Raw genomic sequence first — 20,004 nt, 5'->3', positions numbered from 1 at the left:
CATCGGGCAACTCATCCCAAGGTAGGCGCCAGCTCCCAAAACACCCAGGGGCATCTAATGAGCCCCTTATCACAAAAAACCATTCGCATAGGGGATAAATAAGTCAGGGGAAAAAACAATGGCCCCCACCCGGAAAACCGGGTGGGGGCCATTGGTGACGCTATGCGCTAGGCGCTAGCAGAAGGGGCAGAGCCTCAGCTCTGGCCACCCGCCAGCTTCTCACGCAGGGCGGCCAGGGCCTCGTCCGAAGCGAGAGCGCCGGAGCCCTCGTCGCTGCTGGAGGAGTACGAGCCACCGGCGGCGGCGGCAACAGCGTCGCCACCCTCGGCAGCGGCCTCGGCGTCGGCCTCGCGGCTCTTGATGACCTGGGCCTGGTGCTGCTCGAAGCGGGTCTGCGCCTCGGCGTACTGGCGCTCCCACTCCTCACGCTGCTTCTCGAAGCCGGGCAGCCAGTCGTTCGCCTCGGGGTCGAAGCCCTCCGGGTAGATGTAGTTGCCCTGGTCGTCGTACGAAGCGGCCATGCCGTACAGGGTCGGGTCGAACTCGACCTCGGCCGGGTTGGCACCGAGGGCCTCGTTGGCCTGCTTCAGCGAGAGGCTGATGCGACGACGCTCGAGGTCGATGTCGATGACCTTGACGAAGATCTCGTCGCCGACCTGGACGACCTGCTCCGGGATCTCCACGTGGCGCTCGGCCAGCTCGGAGATGTGGACCAGACCCTCGATGCCCTCGTCCACGCGGACGAACGCACCGAACGGAACCAGCTTGGTGACCTTACCCGGGACGACCTGGCCGATCTGGTGGGTCCGGGCGAACTGCTGCCACGGGTCCTCCTGGGTCGCCTTCAGCGACAGGGAGACACGCTCGCGGTCCATGTCAACGTCGAGAACCTCGACGGTGACCTCCTGGCCGACCTCGACAACCTCGGACGGGTGGTCGATGTGCTTCCAGGACAGCTCGGAGACGTGAACCAGACCGTCGACGCCGCCGAGGTCCACGAACGCACCGAAGTTGACGATCGAGGAAACGACGCCGGAGCGCACCTGGCCCTTCTGCAGGGTGGTGAGGAAGGTCTGGCGGACCTCGCTCTGGGTCTGCTCCAGCCAGGCACGGCGGGACAGGACCACGTTGTTGCGGTTCTTGTCCAGCTCGATGATCTTGGCCTCGAGCTCCTTGCCCACGTAGGGCTGGAGGTCGCGAACACGACGCATCTCGACCAGCGAGGCCGGGAGGAAGCCGCGGAGGCCGATGTCGAGGATGAGACCACCCTTGACGACCTCGATGACGGTACCGGTGACGATCCCGTCCTCTTCCTTGATCTTCTCGATCGTGCCCCAGGCACGCTCGTACTGAGCGCGCTTCTTGGACAGGATCAGACGACCCTCCTTGTCCTCCTTCTGGAGAACCAGGGCCTCGATGTTGTCACCGACGGAGACGACCTCGTGCGGGTCAACGTCGTGCTTGATCGAGAGCTCACGGGACGGGATGACGCCCTCGGTCTTGTAACCGATGTCGAGGAGCACCTCGTCACGGTCGACCTTCACGATGACGCCCTCGACGATGTCGCCATCGTTGAAGTACTTGATGGTCTCGTCGATCGCCGCGAGGAACGCCTCAGCGTCGCCGATGTCGTTGACCGCGACCTGCGGGGTGGTGCTGGTGGAGGAGTCGGTGGGGCTCGTCATTAGGAAAAGGGCTCCGGTACGGACATGAAGTCGTAGGTAATGCCACGCGGAGGGCCCGTATCGCTCCCACCGAAAGCCGGACAGCCAAGAACACGGCGCACCGGGGAATCCCGCACAGCGGGAAATTCGGTGTCCGTCTTGCGACCGTGGGGTCTTCGACAGATGCGAGCGCGACCTGCTCCGTCCGAGGCGCGCAGGCCCGCAGCGCAACTTGTAGCATACGGGGACGGCCAGGCACGGTCAACGCCAAGGGCGTCAAGACGGTGGAGGCCGGTATGGATCAGGCCATATCCTCCGACTGCGCACCTCATGGTGGCGGCCGCAGGATGCCCTTCCCCGGATGCCACCGCCAGGATCCGGGCCCTTGACGGGCCGGTTCGCGGCAGCGGCGCTTCCGCAGACCACACCCTACGCGATGGGCATTATCACCGTGGCCACCACCCCCCAGTCCGACCTGCATGATCTTGACGACGACGGCGACGACGCGCTAAGGCGCGAGGCCGAGGCGGGCGAGAGCAGCCGGGCCAGCCGCCACTGGTGGGACCGCAACGCGGACGAGTACCAGGACGAACACGGCGAGTTCCTCGGCGACGACCGGTTCACCTGGTGCCCGGAGGGCCTGGACGAGGCCGACGCCAAGCTGCTCGGCGACCCGGCGGAGCTGGCCGGCAAGGACGTGCTGGAGCTCGGCGCCGGCGCCGCCCAGTGCTCGCGCTGGCTGGCCGGGCGCGGCGCCCGGGCGGTGGCGCTGGACATCTCCTTCCGCCAGCTCCAGCACTCCCGGCGGATCGACCTCTCCCGGGGCCTGGCCCCCGTCCCGGTGGTGCAGGCGGACGCGGCGGTGCTGCCCTTCGCGGACCGCTCCTTCGACCTGGTGTGCTCGGCGTACGGCGCGGTGCCGTTCAGCGCCGACACCGCCGCCCTGATGCGCGAGGTGCACCGGGTGCTGCGGCCCGGCGGGCGCTGGGTCTTCTCGGTGACCCACCCGATCCGCTGGGCGTTCCCTGACGAGCCGGGCGTCGAGGGGCTGACCGCCACCGCGTCCTACTTCGACCGCACCCCGTACGTCGAGCAGGACGAGCAGGGCCGGGCCACCTACGTCGAGCACCACCGCACGCTCGGGGACCGGGTGCGCGAGCTGGTCGGCGCCGGGTTCCGGCTGCTGGACCTGGTCGAGCCGCAGTGGCCGGAGGGCCACGAACAGGAGTGGGGCGGCTGGTCGCCGCTGCGCGGACGGCTGATCCCGGGGACGGCGATCTTCGTCGCGGAGCGGGACTGACGGGCGGGAGCGGCCGGCGGGACCGGCGGGGTGTGACCTGTGGGCGCGACCTGCCGGTCGGGGAGACTGTCCGGGTGAACCCCGCCTGGCGCGAACTGCCCGTCCGTACCGCCCTGCCCGCCCTGCACCGCGCGCTCGACGAGCACGGGACCGCCGTGCTGGCCGCCCCGCCCGGCACCGGCAAGACCACGCTGGTGCCGCTGGCGCTGGCCGGCCTCCTCGGTGACGGCCGACCGCCCCGCCGGGTGCTGGTCGCCGAGCCGCGCCGGCTGGCCGTCCGGGCGGCCGCCCGCCGGATGGCCTGGCTGCTCGGCTCGGCCGTCGGCGCCGAGGTCGGCTACACCGTGCGCGGCGATCGGCGGGTCGGGCCGGGGACGGTCGTCGAGGTGGTCACCACCGGCGTGCTCCTCCAGCGGCTCCAGCGCGACCAGGAGCTCCCCGGCGTCGACGTCGTCGTCCTGGACGAGTGCCACGAGCGGCACCTGGACGCCGACACCGCGCTCGCCTTCCTGCTGGACGTCCGGGCCGCGCTGCGCCCCGAGCTGGGCGTCGTCTGCGCCTCGGCCACCTCCGACACCGCGGCCTGGGCGGACCTGCTCGGCGGCGCCGAGGTGGTGGAGGCACACGGCACCGCCCACCCGGTCGGGACCGTCTGGGCCCCGCCGCCGCGCGCCGTCCGCCCCGCCCACGGCACCCGGGTCGACCCGGCACTGCTCGAACACGTCGCCGCCACCGTCCGGCGGGCCCTCGCCGAACGCGACGGCGACGTGCTCTGCTTCCTGCCCGGCGTCGGCGAGATCACCCGCGTCGCCGGGCTGCTCGCCGGAGCGCCGGCCGAGGTGCTGCAACTGCACGGCCGCGCACCACAGGCGGTGCAGGACGCGGCGCTGACCGCGGGCGACGGACGGCGGGTGGTGCTGGCCACCGCCGTCGCCGAGTCCTCGCTCACCGTGCCGGGCGTGCGGGTCGTGGTCGACGCCGGACTCGCCCGCGAGCCGCGCACCGACCACGCCCGCGGCCTGGCCGGCCTGGTCACCGTCCGCGCCTCGCTGGCCGCCGCCCGCCAGCGCGCCGGCCGGGCCGGCCGCGAGGCCCCCGGCACCGTCTACCGCTGCTGGGCCGAGGCCGAGGACGCCCTCGCCGCCCGCTACCCCACCCCCGAGATCGCGCTCGCCGACCTCACCCCGTTCGCCCTCCAGGCCGCCTGCTGGGGCGACCCGGACGCCGCCTCCCTCGCCCTGCCCGACCGGCCGCCGGCCGGCGCGATGGCCGCCGCCCGGCAGACCCTGCACGCCCTCGGGGCCGTCTCCGCCGACGGCCGGGCCACCGCGCGCGGCGTCCGGCTCGCCCGCACCGGCCTGCACCCCCGGCTCGCCCGCGCCCTGGTCGACGGCGCACCCGCCGTCGGCGCCCGGCGGGCCGCCGAAGTGGTCGCCCTGCTCTCCGAGGAACCGCCGCGCGCCCTCGGCGACGACCTCGGCGCGGCCTGGCGCCTCGTCCGCACCTCCCGCGACCCCTACGCCGGGCGCTGGCGCGACGAAGTCCGCCGACTCCTGCGCGCCACCTCCGACCAGCCGGCCACCGACCTCTCCGACGCCACGGCCGTCGGCCTCGTCGTCGCCCTCGCCTTCCCCGAACGCATCGCCCGCGCCCGCGTCGACCGGCCCGCCCCCGGCGAGCGCAGCCCCTACCTGATGGCCTCGGGGACGGCCGCCGAACTCGCCCCCGGGACCGCCCTCGGCGCCCTCCCCTGGCTCGCCGTCGCCGCCGCCGACCGCCCCGCGGGCGCGCACTCCGCCCGGATCCTGCACGCCGCCGCACTCGACGAGGACACCGCCCTGACCGCGGGCGCGCCGCTGCTCACCGACCGCGCCGAAGTCCACTGGGACACCCGGCGGGGCGAGGTCGTCTCCCGACAGGTGGAATCCCTCGGTGCCGTCGAACTCACCGAGAAGCCGCTCGGCCGCCCCGACCGGGCCCTCGTCCGTGCCGCCGTCCTCGAAGGGCTCACCCGCGAAGGCGTCGGCACTCTGCTGACGTTCCCGTCCAACCTGCGCGAACGCCTCGCCTTCCTCCGCACCGCCATCGGCGACCCCTGGCCCGACGTCTCCGACACCGCCCTGCTGGAACGCGCCGACGAGTGGCTGGAACCCGAACTCTCCCGCGCCCGCCGCCGCGCCGACCTCGCGAGGATCAACACGACCGACGCCCTGCAACGCCTGCTCCCCTGGGCGAGCGGCCAGGCCGGCCGCCTGGAGGAGTTGGCCCCCGAACGCATCACCGTGCCCACCGGCTCGAGGATCCGGGTCGACTACAGCACCGGGCGCCCGGTGCTGGCCGTCAAGTTGCAGGAGCTCTTCGGATGGAAGGCCGCCCCGGCCCTGGCCGGCGGGCGGGTACCGCTCACCGTGCAGCTGCTGTCCCCCGCCGGCCGACCCGCCGCCATCACCGGTGACCTGGAGGGGTTTTGGCAGAACGGCTACCAGGCCGTCCGCGCAGACCTCCGAGGCCGCTACCCCCGCCACCCCTGGCCTGAGGACCCCACCACGGCCGAGCCGACCAAGCGCACCAACGCCCGGAAGTGAGCCTCGGCCGGCGCACCACGGGGAACTCCCCACAACGCCGGGCGGCCGGCCCCCTGCGGATGTCCGGGCGCATCGGCGGCCCGTCGGTTTCGGCCACCCGCCCTCCGCGCACGGGAAGTCGGCGCCACCGACTTCCCGTGCGGCGCCGGCACCGCGGGTGGGCGGGCTCCGGTGCTACGCCGTCCCGGACGGCGAGGCCCACCAGGTCGAGGGCGATGCCACGGTGTAGCCCAGCGACTCGTAGAGCGGGCGGCCCAGCTTCGAGGCGGTGAGGGTGGCCGGGAGGTCCGCCAGGTGGGCGAGGGCGCCGAGCATGACGGCGCGGCCCACGCCGCGGGAGCGGAAGGCCGAGGAGGTGGCGATCCAGTAGTGGCTGGCGACGCCGTCGGCCAGGACGCTCACGCCGGCTCCCGCGGCCACGCCGTCGACCGAGGCGACGAACACGTCCACCCCCGGCTGTTCGATCAGCGCGGTCGGGAAGAGCTCGCCGGGACGGTGGGGCTCGAAGCCGTCCAGTTCGAAGCCCTCGATCACGACCCGCTCGGCCACCTGGAGGTCCTCGGGCCGCCGCACCCGGGTCACGTCCAGTGCCGGGTCGGCGACGGGGCCGGGCAGGCGCAGCATGATCGGCATCTGCCAGGTGCGCATGCCCAGGTGGCTCAGGTCCGTGGAGCCGAACGGGTCCTCGACGGTCACGGAGCCCGCGGCGCGGCGGGTCAGCCCGCTCAACTCGGCCGCTTCGCCCGGGTCGAGGTCGGGCTCCTGGACCAGGATCCGCAGGCCCGCGCGTTCGTCGCCGTCGACGGCGACGAACCCGCGGCGCCGGATCACCTCGTGCCCCCGGGTTAGACCGGTCGCGGTCCAGAAGGCGGCGGAGTTGCGGGCCTGGAGCGTCGGCGCCTCGGCCAGGGAGGCGGGCCGGTCGATCGAAGTCGATTCCATGGTCATCGTGCCCACGGTAGTACGAAATCGTCCCCGCCACACGGGTCTTCAGCCGCTCGTCAGCCGTTCTTCAGCCGCCGGGCCGACGAAGCGCACCGATGCGCGACGCCGGCCCGGCAGGGGAGGTGCGACGGTTCAGAGCTGGCTGACCCAGTACGGCTCGACGGTCATCCAGCCGTTGCCGCGGGCGCCGTTGAGGCGGCCGGTGCTGGTGCGGGCGAGCGTGTACCAGGACTCCACGTAGTCCGGGTCGTCCGTCCACCACGAGGTGGGCAGGGCCGCCAGGACGGCGTTGACCAGCGGGATGTAGGCGCCCTGGTCGGCGATGGTGAGCAGGACGGCGGCCACGGCCTGGGCGAGGGCCAGGTAGTTGGTGTCGCCGTCGTCCTCCATCAGGACGACGTCGGCCAGGTTGTACTTGTAGTTCGACCAGTTCACCAGGATCTGGTTCGGGTAGTACACCGTGCCGTCGTACTGGAGGTACGGCATGGCGACCGAGTCGACCCGGACCTTGCCGTCCTGGCCGAAGCCGCTCACCAGGCTGAACATCTCGGCGGCGCCCTTGAACCAGGGCTCCTCGTCGTCGTTCACCCGGACCGAGGTGATCTTGGTGCCCCACCAGCCGCCGGCGGCCTGCGCCGCGTCGGGGCCCTTGGCGGCCAGACCGGTGGAGTCGAGGCCGCGCGCGCCGAACTCCCGCTGGAGGACGGCGATTCCGGCGGCCAGTGTCTTGGCCGTGTCGATGTCCACCAGGTAGACCGGCTGCCCGGGCACCGCCCCCGCGTCCAGGGCGTGGGCCCGGCCCGCGGTGTCGTAGGCGCGGATGGTGCGGGCGTGGTCGTCGGCGACGGCGGTGGCCACCAGCGGCGCCGCGCCCGCGTCCAGGGCGGCCCGCATCGACGGATCGGCCAACTGGACCCGCAGCAGCGGGCCGAGCTCGGCGCCGAGGCCCTTGGCGGCGGCGATCCGGCGGTCCGCGCCGGCGGCGGCGGCGGCGAGCCCGCGGGCGGCGGGGCCCTGGGCGGCGGCGGCCAGCGGGCCGAGGTCGGCGGCGCCGGCCGGCGCACTCGCGGTCGCGGACCGCAGTCGGTCGCGCAGCGCGGAGTCGGTGAGGGAGGTGGCCAGGGTGCGGGCGACCTCGTCCTCGATCGCGGACACCTGGGTGGCGGACGCCCGGGTGGCGGCCGCGGGGGCGACGGGAGCGGCGGGGGCGGATATCGGGGCGGCCACGGCCTGGCCCGCGGCGAGCGCGAGCAGGGGCAGGGCCGCGAGCGCCACGAGGGCGCGCCGCGAGCGGGGCAGGGGCATGAGGGGTCTCCAGACTCGTCGGGTGAGGCGTCGGAGCATCAGAGCGGTCGAGCGGGCGGAGCGGTCAGGCAGACACAGCGGCCGAGCAGGCACAGCGGTCGAGCAGGCACAGCGGCGACGCAAAGGGCCGGACGGCGCCACGCCGTGATCATGCGCGTCGGTGCCATGACAAGTGAAGGGGTTCCCTGACGCGGGATCAACCCCCGGGGCGCACCGCGATTTCCGGAAGGGCGCTCAGGTCCTGCCCTCCGGCCCGGGTCGCGGTCCGGGGGGCACCGGAGGCGACGCGGGCCGCCAAAGCCCGTGGGCGCCCGACCGGACCGGTCGGGCGCCCACGGGCCGGCGGGGTGGCGTCAGTGCGCGGCGGCCTCCCAGTCGGCGCCGACGCCGACCGAGACGTCGAGCGGGGCGCGCAGCGGGTAGGCGCCGGCCATCTGCTCGCGGACGACCGCCTCGACCTGCTCGCGCTCGCCGGGGGCGACCTCCAGCACGATTTCGTCGTGCACCTGGAGCAGCATCCGGGAGTTCAGGCCGGCCGCGGTCAGCGCCTCGTCCACCCGGAGCATGGCGATCTTGACGATGTCGGCGGCCGAGCCCTGGATGGGGGCGTTGAGGGCCATCCGCTCGGCCATCTCGCGGCGCTGGCGGTTGTCGCTGTTGAGGTCCGGCAGGTAGCGGCGGCGGCCGAGCAGGGTCTCGGTGTAGCCCGTGGCGCGGGCCTCGTCGACGACCCGGCGCAGGTAGTCGCGCACGCCGCCGAAGCGCTCGAAGTAGGTGTCCATCAGGCCCTGCGCCTCGCCGGGCTTGATGCCCAGCTGCTGCGAGAGCCCGTACGCGGAGAGGCCGTACGCCAGGCCGTAGGACATCGCCTTGATCTTGCGGCGCATCTCGGCGTCCACCGCGTCGCCCGGGACCTCGAAGACCTGGGAGGCCACCGTGGTGTGCAGGTCCTCGCCGGTGGCGAAGGCCTCCAGCAGGGCCTCGTCCTCGGAGAGGTGGGCCATGATGCGCAGCTCGATCTGCGAGTAGTCGGCGGTGAGCAGCGACTCGTAGCCCTCGCCGACGATGAAGGCCCGGCGGATGGCCCGGCCCTCCTCGGTGCGCACGGGGATGTTCTGCAGGTTCGGGTCCTGCGAGGAGAGCCGGCCGGTTGCGGCGACCATCTGGTTGAAGGTGGTGTGGATGCGCCCGGCCGGGGAGACCGTCTTGAGCAGGCCCTCGACGGTGGTGCGCAGCTTGGCCTGGTCGCGGTGGCGCAGCAGGATGACCGGCAGTTCGTTGTCGGTCTGGGTGGCGAGCCAGGTGAGGGCGTCGGCGTCGGTGGTGTAGCCGGTCTTGATCTTCTTGGTCTTGGGCAGGGCCAGCTCGCCGAAGAGGATCTCCTGGAGCTGCTTGGGCGAGCCGAGGTTGAACTCGTGGCCGGCGGCGGCGTGCGCCTCCTCCACCACGCGCTGGATCTCGGTGGCGAACTGGGCCTCCAGGCCGGTGAGCCAGGCGCGGTCGGCGGCGATGCCGGTGCGCTCGATGCGGGCCAGCAGGGCGGCGATCGGCAGCTCCATGTCGCGCAGCAGCTCGGTGGCACCGGCCTCGGCGAGGCGGGTGTCGAACAGCGCGGCGAGGTCGAGCACGGCGCGGGCCTGGAGCATCAGCGCGTTGGCGCCGGCGGTGGCGTCCTCCTCCGGTGCGTCGAAGGAGAGTTGGCCGCTCTCGGCGGCGGGGGCCGGGGTGAGCGAGCGGGCCAGGTACTCCTCGGCGAGCACCTCCAGGGTGAAGGTGCGCCGGCCGGGCTTCTCCAGGTAGGCGGCGAGGGCGGTGTCGGCGACGACGCCCTCGATCCGCCAGCCGCGCTCGGCGAAGGCCCGCATGACCTGCTTGGCGATGTGCAGGGCCTTGGGGGCGGCCGGGTCGGCGAGCCAGTCGGCGAAGGCGCGCTCGTCCTCCTCGGCGAGCAGGGCCGGGTCGAACCAGGCGGCGGCCTCCCCGGCGGCGAGGGCGATCTCGGTGACCTCGCCGGTGCCGAGCGACCACTGGTAGACCGCGGCGAGCGCGACCGGCGCCTTGCCGGCCGCGTGCTCGCGCAGCCAGCCGGCCAACGTGCCCGGGTCGGTGAGGAGTTCGCCGTCGACGTCGACGCCGGGGGCGAGCTCGGCGGCGGCCTCGGGCTCCGCGGCGGCCGGGTCGATGCCGTACACGCGGTCGCGGAAGTTGGCGTTGCGGAACTCCAGCGACTCCATCAGGGTGGCGACGGCCTCGCGGTCGAACGCGGCGCGGCCCAGGTCGTCGACGCCGAGCGGGAGTTCGACGTCGCGGACCAGTTCGGTGAGGACCCGGTTGCGCTTGACGGAGTCGAGGTGCTCGCGCAGCTTCTCGCCGATCTTGCCCTTCACCTCGTCGGCGCGGGCGACGAGTTCGTCGAAGGAGCCGAACTGGTTGACCCACTTGGCGGCCGTCTTCTCGCCGACGCCGGGGATGCCGGGCAGGTTGTCGGACGGGTCGCCGCGCAGCGCGGCGAGGTCGGGGTACTGGCGGGGCGTGACGCCGTACTTCTCGGCGACCTTCTCCGGGGTGTAGCGGGTCAGCTCCGAGACGCCCTTGGTGGGGTAGAGGACGGTGATGTGCTCGGTGACCAGCTGGAGCGAGTCGCGGTCCCCGGTGACGATGTCGACGTCGAAGCCGGCCGCCTCGGCGGCGGTGGCCAGGGTGGCGATGATGTCGTCGGCCTCGAAGCCCTCGGCCGTCAGCCGCTGGACGTGCATGGCGTCCAGCAGCTCGCCGATCAGGCCGACCTGGCTGCGGAACTCGTCCGGCGTCTTGGCGCGGTTGGCCTTGTAGTCGGGGAACTCGACGGAGCGGAAGGTCTGCCGGGAGAGGTCGAAGGCCACCGCGAGGTGGGTGGGCTGCTCGTCCCGGACGGTGTTGGCGAGCATCGAGGCGAAGCCGTACACCGCGTTGGTGGGCTGACCGGTGGAGGTGTTGAAGTTCTCCACGGGCAGCGCGTAGAACGCCCGGTAGGCCATCGAGTGCCCGTCGAGCAGCATCAGCCGGGGCCGCGCCCCGCCGCCACCCGCCGCGCCCTTGTCCGTACTCTGCGTAGCCACGTCAACGTCCGTTCCTGCCGATTCCACTACCGGCCACCGATCCTATGGCCCGGCACCGACAAAAGGGGCGCCGTGCAGGCCGGGCGCGGGGCGGTCGGCGGGCCGGGCGCGCACGGCGGCGGGTGACGCGCGGCGGGCCCGGTGCCCGGCGGGTGCGGAGCGTGGCGCGCGCCGGGTCCGCAGCGGGCGCCACGCCACCCTCCAACGCGATCACTACCGCCGAGTAGGACGGTCGTACGATCACTGGCAGCACGATGACGTGATCCCGAGCGGCAGGAGCTCCCCCATGACCGAAGCGGCCCCCGACGCGACCCCCGCCGGCGCCCCCGTCCTGAAGGTGCCGCAGGAGGTGCTGGACCACTTCGCCAAGCTCGGCGTCGACCCGGCCACCTTCTCCGGCGGCCACCTCGGCGAGAAGCTGGGCATCCGGATCGTCGAGGCCTCCCCGGACCGGGTGGTCGGCACCATGCCGGTCGAGGGCAACCAGCAGCCGTACGGGCTGCTGCACGGCGGCGCCTCGGCGGCGCTCGCCGAGACGCTCGGCTCGGTCGGCGCGATGCTGCACGCCGGCCCGGGCCGGTACGCGGTGGGCGTGGACCTGAACGCCACCCACCACCGCTCGGCCACCTCCGGCCTGGTCACCGCGGTGGCGACCGCCGTCTTCAAGGGCCGCACCGCCGCCACCTACGAGATCGCGATCACCGACGACACCGGCAAGCGGATCACCAGCTGCCGGCTGACCTGCATGCTCCGCGACCTCTGAGCGGCGGCCCGGACAGGACCCGGGCCGGGACCCGGACGGGGACCCCGGCGGCAGCGATCCGGCCAGCGATCCGGGTGAAGATCCGAGCAGGTTCGACCGGATCTGATCGAATCTGCCCGCAAACCTGACACCGTGTCGTCGGCGAGGACGGCCACCCGATGCAGGGTCAGCCACCCGACCGATCATCAAATCCCTTACCCGCCCCCTTGTTTGACCTTCGACTGCCCTGGGCAGGCGTTGGTCCAGACAAGGGGGCGGTGGCATGTCTACTCACTTCCGGGAATGTAACACTGCGTAACAGCTAGGAAATCCAAGCTTTTGGCGACTCCCGAGGCCCCGGCCACGCGGGAGCGGACGGTCATTCCGGCAATCGTCCGATATTCGGACGCACACGCCCGAAACCAGCACGGCGGATAGTCGTGTCCGATTATCGGAGAGGCCAGGAGTAACGCCCATTTCTGGGCCTTACAGCCACCTACCAGCGAGTAGAACCCCGACAGCGCAGGGTTCTTCGAGCCAGAACGACCACATGCTGAGACAACTGCTCCGTGTGCTCATAACAAGAGAATCACAGCCTCGCCGCACCACTGCCAGAGCCGCCCAGGGGCATCTAGAGTCACGGCCAGTCACCGCGCCACCGGATTGGGCCAGGCCCATCGCGCATCCCGGCTCCCGCCACTCCGGCGCGGCGCCTACCTGAACCGAAGGGGACCCTCGTGCGTCATCGTTCAGCTGTTGTCGTGAGCATTGCCGTGATCGGCGCCCTCAGCCTCACCGCGTGCGGCTCCCGCGGCGAGAAGAAGTCGGGCGACGGCAACAACGCCGGGGCCACCACCACCGTCACCATCGGCATCGACGCCCCGCTCAGCGGCGACCTCTCCGCACTCGGCCTCGGCATCCGCAACTCCGTGGAGCTCGCCGTCAAGCAGGCCAACGAGAAGAACGAGGTGCCCGGCGTCAAGTTCCAGATCAAGGCCCTGGACGACACCGGCAAGCCCGCCCCCGGGCAGCAGAACGCCACCCAGCTGGTCGCCGACAAGGACGTCATCGGCGTCGTCGGCCCGCTGAACTCCAGCGTCGCCCAGTCCATGCAGCAGATCTTCAACGACGCCAACCTCGTCCAGATCTCCCCCGCCAACACCGGCGTCGCCCTCAGCCAGGGCGAGAAGTGGGCCAGCGGCGTCAAGGCCCGCCCCTTCAAGTCCTACTTCCGCACCGCCACCACCGACGCCGTCCAGGGCCCCTTCGCCGCCGACTTCCTCGCGAAGGACGCCAAGAAGACCAAGGTCTTCCTCATCGACGACCAGAAGACCTACGGCGCCGGCCTCGCCGCCACCTTCAAGGCCCAGTTCATCAAGAACGGCGGCACCATCGTCAACGAGGAGCACGTCAACCCCGACGACCGCGACTTCGCCGCCGTCGTCACCAAGGTCAGGTCCTCCGGCGCCGAGGCGGTCTACTACGGCGGCGAGTACCCCGCCGCCGGCCCGCTCTCCCTCCAGCTCAAGGAGGCCGGCGTCAACATCCCCCTGATGGGCGGCGACGGCATCCAGAGCGGCGACTTCATCAAGCTCAACCCCAAGAGCCAGGGCGACTACGCCACCGCCGTCGGCCTGCCCGTCGAGCAGCTCCCCACCGCGGCCAAGTTCATCGCCGACTACAAGAGCGCCGGCTACAAGGACGCCTACGAGACCTACGGCGGCTACTCCTACGACAGTGGCTGGGCCATCATCCAGGGCGTCAAGGCCGTCGTGGCCGCCAACGGCGGCAAGCTCCCCGACAACCCCCGCGCCAAGGTCGTCGAGGCCGTCCAGAAGGTCGCCTTCGACGGCGTCACCGGCAAGGTCTCCTTCGACGAGTTCGGCGACACCACCAACAAGCAGCTCACCGTCTACGCCGTCAAGGACGGCAAGTGGGCCGTGGAGAAGTCCGGCACGTTCAACGGCTGAACCTGACCACACGTCAGAACCGGCCCGGCACGTCGGAAAAACCCCGCGCGGGGGCGCCACCAGTGCCCCCGCGCGTGCCCACATCCCCCACCCACGCGGACCCCACGCAACGCACAACGGAGGCCCAGCGGTGCACGACCTACCGCAGCAGCTGGCCAACGGCCTGATCCTCGGCGCCCTCTACGGGCTCGTCGCGATCGGCTACACGATGGTCTACGGCATCGTCCAGCTCATCAACTTCGCCCACGGCGAGATCGTCATGGTCGGCGGCTTCGGCGCCCTGACCGCCTACCTCGCCCTCCCCGGCGGCACCACACTCTGGCTGGCCCTACCGCTGATGCTGCTCGCCGGCATCCTGGTCTCCACGCTCACCGCCGTCGCCGCCGAGCGCTTCGCCTACCGGCCGCTGCGCACCGCACCCCGACTCGCCCCGCTGATCACCGCGATCGGCCTGTCGATCCTCCTCCAGCAGCTCGTCTTCTCGTTCTACCCCGACGCCAAGAAGGCCCGGGTCTTCCCGAAGATCCCCGGCGACCCGTTCTCGCTCGGCTCCGTCACCATCCAGCGCAGCGACATCTTCCTGCTCATCGCCGCGCCGCTCTGCATGATCGCCCTCGGCTGGTTCGTCACCCGCACCCGCTCCGGCCGCGCCATGCAGGCCACCAGCCAGGACCCGGACACCGCGAAGCTCATGGGCATCGACACCGACCGGATCATCGTGATGGCCTTCGCGATCGGCGCCGCCTTCGCCGCCGTCGCCGCCGTCGCCTACGGCCTGCGCAGCGGCCAGGTCGACTTCCGGATGGGCTTCATCCTCGGCCTCAAGGCCTTCACCGCCGCCGTCCTCGGCGGCATCGGCAACATCTACGGCGCCATGCTCGGCGGCCTCGCCCTCGGCCTCGCCGAGAGCCTCGCCACCGGCTACATCCAGCACCTGCCCGGCATGCACCTCTTCGGAGGCGGCGCCTGGAAGGACGTGTGGGCCTTCGTACTCCTCATCCTCGTCCTGCTCGTCCGACCCCAGGGCCTGCTCGGCGAACGCGTCGCGGACAGGGCGTGAGCACCATGACGACCACCAGCACCACGGAAACCACCCCCGTCATCACGCTCCCGCCCCGCGCCGGCGCACTCGTCACCGGCCTCGGCGCCCTCGCCACCACCGCGTCCGCCCTGATGTCCTGGACCTGGACCGCGGACTTCCCCGGCGACCTCACCTACTACGGCTCCCCCGCCGGACTCCAGTGGCTCGCCCTCACCGGCGGCCTGCTCACCCTCGTCCTGCTGCTCGCCACCCAGGGCGTCCCCGGCCTGCGCTGGGCCGCCCCCAGCCGCAGCAACAACGCGGTGCTCGTCGCCGCCGCCGGCGCCTTCGCCGTCAGCTGGTTCTCCGTCATCGCCATCGCGGTCGACCTCGGCGGCCTCGCCAACCTCGACCCCGGCGCCTGGGTCGCCGCCCTCGGCTCCCTGCTCGCCCTCGCCGGCACCCTCGCCCTGCCGCTCGACCGGCGCACCCGCGTCCCGCTGCGCATCCTCGACCGGCGGCTCTTCCTGCTCGTGCCCGTCGCACCGCTGGTCTGGTTCGGCGCCCACGCCGTCCCCGAGGACAAGCCCGTCGCCCCCGTGCTGACCGCCATCGCCGGCGGCCTGCTGATCGCCACCGGCGCCGTCCTGCTCGTCCAGCTCGGCCACCTCGCCAACAGCTGGCTGCGGCTCGGCACCGTCGAGCGCCCCGTCGCCGCCCCCCGCGAACTCCCCTCCTGGGCCGAGATCCTGCTGATCGTCGCGGCCTTCGCGATCGGCCTGTTCGCGATCACCTTCGGCATCGACACCGAGTACGGCGAGCTGTTCACCGGCTACCTGCTGCTGGCCGCCGCGGTGGCCGCCGCCCTCGCCAAGGCCGGCCTGGTGGCCCGGCTGCGCGCCCTGACCGTCAAGTACCGGCCGGTCACCACCGGCGCCGCCTTCGCCGCCGCCGCCAGCTTCCCGTTCACCCAGACCAGCGACCAGTACACCTCGGTCGCCACCAACATCCTGATCTTCGCCACCGTCGCCCTCGGCCTGAACATCGTCGTCGGCCTGGCCGGCCTGCTGGACCTCGGCTACGTCGCCTTCCTCGGCGTCGGCGCCTACGCCGCCGCCCTGGTCTCCGGCTCGCCCGCCTCCCCCATCCACGTCCAGTTCCCGTTCTGGGCCGCGATGCTCACCGGCGCCGTGGTGTCGATGGTCTTCGGCGTGCTGATCGGCGCCCCCACCCTGCGGCTGCGCGGCGACTACCTCGCCATCGTCACCCTCGGCTTCGGCGAGATCTTCCGCATCACCATGCTGAACCTCAACGGGACCACCGGCCCCAAGATCACCAACGGCTCCAACGGCATCCCGCGGATCCCCGACCTGCAGATCCTCGGCTTCGACCTCGGCAAGCCGCACGTCGTCGCCGGCGTCGAACTCGGCCGGTTCTCCAACTACTACCTGCTGATGCTGCTGGTCACCGCCCTGGTCGTGCTCGTCTTCGCCCGGGTCGGCAACTCCCGCATCGGCCGCGCCTGGGTCGCCATCCGCGAGGACGAGACCGCCGCCGAGGCCATGGGCATCAACGGCTTCCGGCTCAAGCTGCTCGCCTTCGCCCTCGGCGCCTGCCTGGCCGGCCTGGCCGGAACCGTCCAGGCCCACGTCAGCTACACCGTCACCCCCGACCAGTACACCTTCGCCGAGGCCCTGCCGCCCAACTCCGCCTTCCTGCTCGCCGCGGTCATCCTCGGCGGTATGGGCACCATCAGCGGACCGCTGGCCGGCGCCACCCTGCTCTTCCTCATCCCGAAGAAGCTCGAGTTCCTCTCCGACTACCAGCTGCTCGCCTTCGGCATCGCACTCATCGTGCTGATGCGGGTCCGCCCCGAGGGCCTCATCCCCAACCGGCGCCAACAGCTGGAGTTCCACGAGGCCGCCATCCCGGCGCAGCCCTCCGGCGACGCCGTCGCCCTCACCAAGGCAGGGGCGTGACCAGCCAGATGACCACCACCACCGCCCCCTCGCAGTCCGACACCCCGCCCACCCCGGCCAAGCCGCTGCTGGAGGTCTCCGGCGTCACCATGCGGTTCGGCGGCCTCACCGCCGTCAACAACGTCTCGCTGACCGTCGGCGAGGGCGAGATCATCGGCCTGATCGGCCCCAACGGCGCCGGCAAGACCACCTTCTTCAACTGCCTCACCGGCCTGTACGTGCCCACCGAGGGCCGGGTCGCCTACCGGGGCACCGTCCTTCCGCCCAAGCCCCACCTGGTCACCCAGGCCGGCATCGCCCGGACCTTCCAGAACATCCGGCTGTTCGCCAACATGACCGTCCTGGAGAACGTCCTCGTCGGCCGGCACACCCGGACCAAGGAAGGCCTCTTCTCCGCCATCCTGCGCGGCCCCGGCTACCACCGCGCCGAGGCCGAGAGCCGCGCGCGGGCCATGGAGCTCCTGGAGTTCACCGGCCTCGCCGCCAAGGCCGACCACCTCGCCCGCAACCTCCCCTACGGCGAGCAGCGCAAGCTGGAGATCGCCCGGGCGCTCGCCTCCGACCCCGGCCTGCTGCTCCTCGACGAGCCCACCGCCGGCATGAACCCCCAGGAGACCCGGGCCGCCGAGGAACTGGTCTTCGCCATCCGGGACCGCGGCATCTCCATCCTCGTCATCGAGCACGACATGCGGTTCATCTTCAACCTCTGCGACCGCACCGCCGTGCTGGTCCAGGGCCAGAAGATCGTCGAAGGCGACCGCGAGACCGTCCAGAACGACGAGCGGGTCATCACCGCCTACCTCGGTGCACCGCTCGAAGGCACCACCGCCGTTACGGAGACCGACCAGTGACCGCACTTCTCGAGGTCGAGGACCTCCGCGTCGCCTACGGCAAGATCGAAGCCGTCAAGGGCATCAGCTTCACCGTCAACCAGGGCGAGGTCACCACCCTCATCGGCACCAACGGCGCCGGCAAGACCACCACCCTGCGGACCCTCTCCGGCCTGCTCAAGCCCCTCGGCGGGAAGATCACCTTCGAAGGGCAGGACCTCTCCACCGTCCCGGCCCACAAGATCGTCGCGCTCGGCCTCGCCCACTCCCCCGAGGGCCGGCACATCTTCCCCCGGATGACCATCGAGGAGAACCTGCTGCTGGGCGCCTTCCTGCGCAGCGACACGGCGGGCATCGCGGCGGACGTCGAGCGGGCCTACGGCCTCTTCCCGATCCTCGGCGAGCGCCGCAAGCAGGCCGCCGGCACCCTCTCCGGCGGCGAGCAGCAGATGCTGGCCATGGGGCGGGCGCTGATGTCCCAGCCGAAGCTGCTGATGCTGGACGAGCCCTCGATGGGGCTCTCCCCGCTGATGATGCAGAAGATCATGGCGACCATCGTCGAGCTCAAGTCGAGCGGCACCACCATCCTGCTGGTCGAGCAGAACGCCCAGGCCGCGCTCTCGCTCTCCGACCACGGCTACGTGATGGAGACCGGCCGCATCGTGCTCAAGGGCACCGGCGCGGACCTGCTGCACGACGAGTCCGTGCGCAAGGCCTACCTCGGCGAGGACTGACCGGTCCCGCCCCCGGCACGGCGAAGGGGCCCCGTCCACCCGGACGGGGCCCCTTCCTCGTGTCTTCCAGCCCTAGGACCCGGCCTCCTCGGCCTTCTTCTTGTCCTGGGCCTCGCCCTCCTCGATCACGGCCTCCGCGACCGCGGCCATCGTCATCCGACGGTCCATCGAGGTCTTCTGGATCCACCGGAACGCGGCCGGCTCGTTCAGCCCGAACTTCGTCTGCAGGACGCTCTTCGCGCGGTCCACCAGCTTCCGGGTCTCCAGCCGCTGGGTGAGGTCCTGGATCTCCTCCTCCAGCGTCCGCATCTCGGTGTACCGGGAGACGGCCATCTCGATGGCGGGGACGAGGTCGCTCTTGCTGAACGGCTTCACGATGTACGCCATCGCACCCGCGTCGCGGGCCCGGTCCACCAGCTCGCGCTGCGAGAACGCGGTCAGCATCAGGACGGGCGCCAGGTGCGCCGCGTGGATCTGCTCGGCGGCGGAGAGCCCGTCCAGGACGGGCATCTTCACGTCCAGGATCGCCAGGTCGGGCCGCAGCTCCTCGACCAGCTTGAGCGCCGTCGCGCCGTCCCCGGCCTCGCCGACGACGGTGTACCCCTCCTCTTCGAGCATCTCCTTCAGGTCGAGGCGGATCAACGCCTCGTCCTCGGCGATCACAATTCGGGTGATCTGGGGCATATCGGTCTCAAGCGGCTCTGCCTGCTCGTCGGCGGTGCTCACGGGGCTCCTCGTTCCGGCGGGGTACTGCATGCACGAGGGTACCCAGACACGGTATGTTTGAGTTCAAGCAGGGTCGGGGGCAACCTTCGAATCTGTGGATGCCCCGGTAGCCCAGAGGTTAGAGGCAATGGTCTCAAACACCATCCAGCGTGGGTTCGAATCCCACCCGGGGTACTTTTCTTTCGATTACAAGGTCGCCTAAATCGCAAAATGATTGGCGATCTTCATTATTTCGAATGAAGACTCGCACGACTTTCGGATGTCGTGCCGTTGGCACTGCAGGCTCGGCCGCATGTACGACACGGCCACACGGCAGCGAGCCATCGACCTCCATGGGTCCGGGCTGACCTTCAGCGAGGTGAGCCGGGCCACCGGAATCTCCCGATTCGCGATCCGCGCGTGGACTTCGGGAACAATGCCGGCCCCGCGCCCAGTGGCCGACTGCCCGGTACGCCGCGGCAGTCCCGACCCGAGGCTCCCGCACTCCGACTACGCGTATCTCCTGGGCCTCTACCTCGGCGACGGCTGCATCAGCGAGGGCCGCCGCAACGTCCACGCCCTCCGGATAGCCTGCGGCGACGCGTGGCCCGGACTCATCGACGAGTGCGCGCGGGCTGTCGCCGCCGTCATGCCGTACAACAAGGTCATGCGCGTCCGCGCCACGGGGTACACCAGCGTGGTCAGCACGAGCAAGCACTGGCCCTGCCTCTTCCCCCAGCACGGACCGGGCCCGAAGCACCGGCGCCGGATCACCCTCGCGGTCTGGCAGCGGGAGATCGTGGACGCCCACCCCTGGGAGTTCCTGCGCGGCCTGATCCACTCCGACGGCTGCCGCATCACCAACCGGACCACCCGCACCGTCGGCGGCGTCCCGAAGCGCTACGAGTACCCGCGGTACTTCTTCACCAACACCTCGACCGACATCATCGGCCTCTTCACCGGCGCGCTCGACAGCGTCGGCGTGCAGTGGAAGTCCGTCACCCGCCCCACCGGCACAGTCAACGTCTCCGTCGCCCGCAGGGCGTCGGTGGCCCTGATGGACGCCCACATCGGGCCCAAGTACTGACGCCTGCGCCTCCGGGCGGAGGCGCAGGCGTGGTCGGGG

Annotated in this window: 14 protein-coding genes and 1 tRNA gene; 10 read left to right on the top strand and 5 right to left on the bottom strand. The window is 71.7% G+C overall.

All coding sequences use genetic code 11. The features are described 5' to 3' along the window. Positions 1 to 194: 194 nt before the first annotated feature. On the bottom strand, positions 195 to 1,685 hold the full coding sequence (gene rpsA / locus ACIGZJ_RS02655) for a 30S ribosomal protein S1 (protein ID WP_392927853.1): 1,491 nt from the start codon (positions 1,683 to 1,685) through the stop codon (positions 195 to 197). A 415-nt stretch (positions 1,686 to 2,100) separates the two neighbouring features. On the opposite strand from rpsA, the gene ACIGZJ_RS02650 reads away from it, so the two are divergent. Then, on the top strand, positions 2,101 to 2,964 hold the full coding sequence (locus tag ACIGZJ_RS02650; RefSeq protein ID WP_396455550.1) for a class I SAM-dependent methyltransferase: 864 nt from the start codon (positions 2,101 to 2,103) through the stop codon (positions 2,962 to 2,964). A gap of 74 nt (positions 2,965 to 3,038) precedes the next feature. Beyond that, on the top strand, positions 3,039 to 5,549 hold the full coding sequence (gene hrpB / locus ACIGZJ_RS02645) for an ATP-dependent helicase HrpB (RefSeq protein ID WP_396455549.1): 2,511 nt from the start codon (positions 3,039 to 3,041) through the stop codon (positions 5,547 to 5,549). A gap of 174 nt (positions 5,550 to 5,723) precedes the next feature. On the opposite strand, the gene ACIGZJ_RS02640 is transcribed toward hrpB, so the two are convergent. From ACIGZJ_RS02640 to polA, 3 genes are all read right to left on the bottom strand, one after another. Then, positions 5,724 to 6,497: a GNAT family N-acetyltransferase gene (locus ACIGZJ_RS02640; RefSeq protein WP_396455548.1), complete on the bottom strand. Its 774-nt coding sequence runs from the start codon at positions 6,495 to 6,497 to the stop codon at positions 5,724 to 5,726. 129 nt (positions 6,498 to 6,626) lie between these two features. Further along, the gene (locus ACIGZJ_RS02635) at positions 6,627 to 7,799 is read right to left on the bottom strand and encodes a DUF3103 family protein (RefSeq protein WP_396455547.1); all 1,173 of its coding nucleotides are present in this window, start codon (positions 7,797 to 7,799) and stop codon (positions 6,627 to 6,629) included. Between the two features lie 353 nt (positions 7,800 to 8,152). Further along, positions 8,153 to 10,837 carry a DNA polymerase I gene (gene polA / locus ACIGZJ_RS02630; protein WP_396455748.1) on the bottom strand — a complete coding sequence of 895 codons (2,685 nt, stop codon included), beginning with the start codon at positions 10,835 to 10,837 and terminating at the stop codon, positions 8,153 to 8,155. 346 nt (positions 10,838 to 11,183) lie between these two features. On the opposite strand from polA, the gene ACIGZJ_RS02625 reads away from it, so the two are divergent. From ACIGZJ_RS02625 to ACIGZJ_RS02600, 6 genes are all read left to right on the top strand, one after another. Further along, on the top strand, positions 11,184 to 11,660 hold the full coding sequence (locus tag ACIGZJ_RS02625; protein ID WP_392927841.1) for a PaaI family thioesterase: 477 nt from the start codon (positions 11,184 to 11,186) through the stop codon (positions 11,658 to 11,660). Positions 11,661 to 12,376: 716 nt separating this feature from the next. After that, positions 12,377 to 13,609, top strand: a complete 1,233-nt coding sequence (locus tag ACIGZJ_RS02620; protein ID WP_396455546.1) for a branched-chain amino acid ABC transporter substrate-binding protein — start codon at positions 12,377 to 12,379, stop codon at positions 13,607 to 13,609. A gap of 130 nt (positions 13,610 to 13,739) precedes the next feature. Further along, positions 13,740 to 14,669, top strand: a complete 930-nt coding sequence (locus tag ACIGZJ_RS02615; RefSeq protein WP_392927838.1) for a branched-chain amino acid ABC transporter permease — start codon at positions 13,740 to 13,742, stop codon at positions 14,667 to 14,669. A 5-nt stretch (positions 14,670 to 14,674) separates the two neighbouring features. Continuing rightward, positions 14,675 to 16,609: a branched-chain amino acid ABC transporter permease gene (locus ACIGZJ_RS02610; protein WP_396455747.1), complete on the top strand. Its 1,935-nt coding sequence runs from the start codon at positions 14,675 to 14,677 to the stop codon at positions 16,607 to 16,609. A gap of 8 nt (positions 16,610 to 16,617) precedes the next feature. Then, complete coding sequence (locus ACIGZJ_RS02605; RefSeq protein ID WP_396455746.1) at positions 16,618 to 17,460, top strand: ABC transporter ATP-binding protein; 843 nt, start codon at positions 16,618 to 16,620, stop codon at positions 17,458 to 17,460. Continuing rightward, on the top strand, positions 17,457 to 18,173 hold the full coding sequence (locus tag ACIGZJ_RS02600) for an ABC transporter ATP-binding protein (RefSeq protein WP_392927836.1): 717 nt from the start codon (positions 17,457 to 17,459) through the stop codon (positions 18,171 to 18,173). Before ACIGZJ_RS02605 ends, ACIGZJ_RS02600 begins: the two co-directional genes overlap by 4 nt. A gap of 72 nt (positions 18,174 to 18,245) precedes the next feature. Here the strand turns inward: ACIGZJ_RS02600 and ACIGZJ_RS02595 are convergent, their stop codons facing one another. After that, a complete protein-coding gene (locus tag ACIGZJ_RS02595) occupies positions 18,246 to 18,929 on the bottom strand; it encodes an ANTAR domain-containing response regulator (protein ID WP_396455545.1) in 684 nt (227 codons plus the stop codon). 70 nt (positions 18,930 to 18,999) lie between these two features. Between ACIGZJ_RS02595 and ACIGZJ_RS02590 the strand changes: the two genes are divergently transcribed. Then, a tRNA-Leu gene (locus ACIGZJ_RS02590) sits at positions 19,000 to 19,073 on the top strand. A 118-nt stretch (positions 19,074 to 19,191) separates the two neighbouring features. Then, positions 19,192 to 19,965, top strand: coding sequence for a transcriptional regulator (locus ACIGZJ_RS02585; protein WP_396455544.1), 774 nt, complete (start codon positions 19,192 to 19,194; stop codon positions 19,963 to 19,965). Positions 19,966 to 20,004 lie beyond the last annotated feature (39 nt).

This window comes from Kitasatospora sp. NPDC052868 (assembly GCF_044547105.1).
Classification (GTDB): Bacteria; Actinomycetota; Actinomycetes; order Streptomycetales; family Streptomycetaceae; genus Kitasatospora.
Note: the sequence above shows the minus strand (reverse complement) of the source record. Positions and strands in the feature narration are given on the sequence as shown.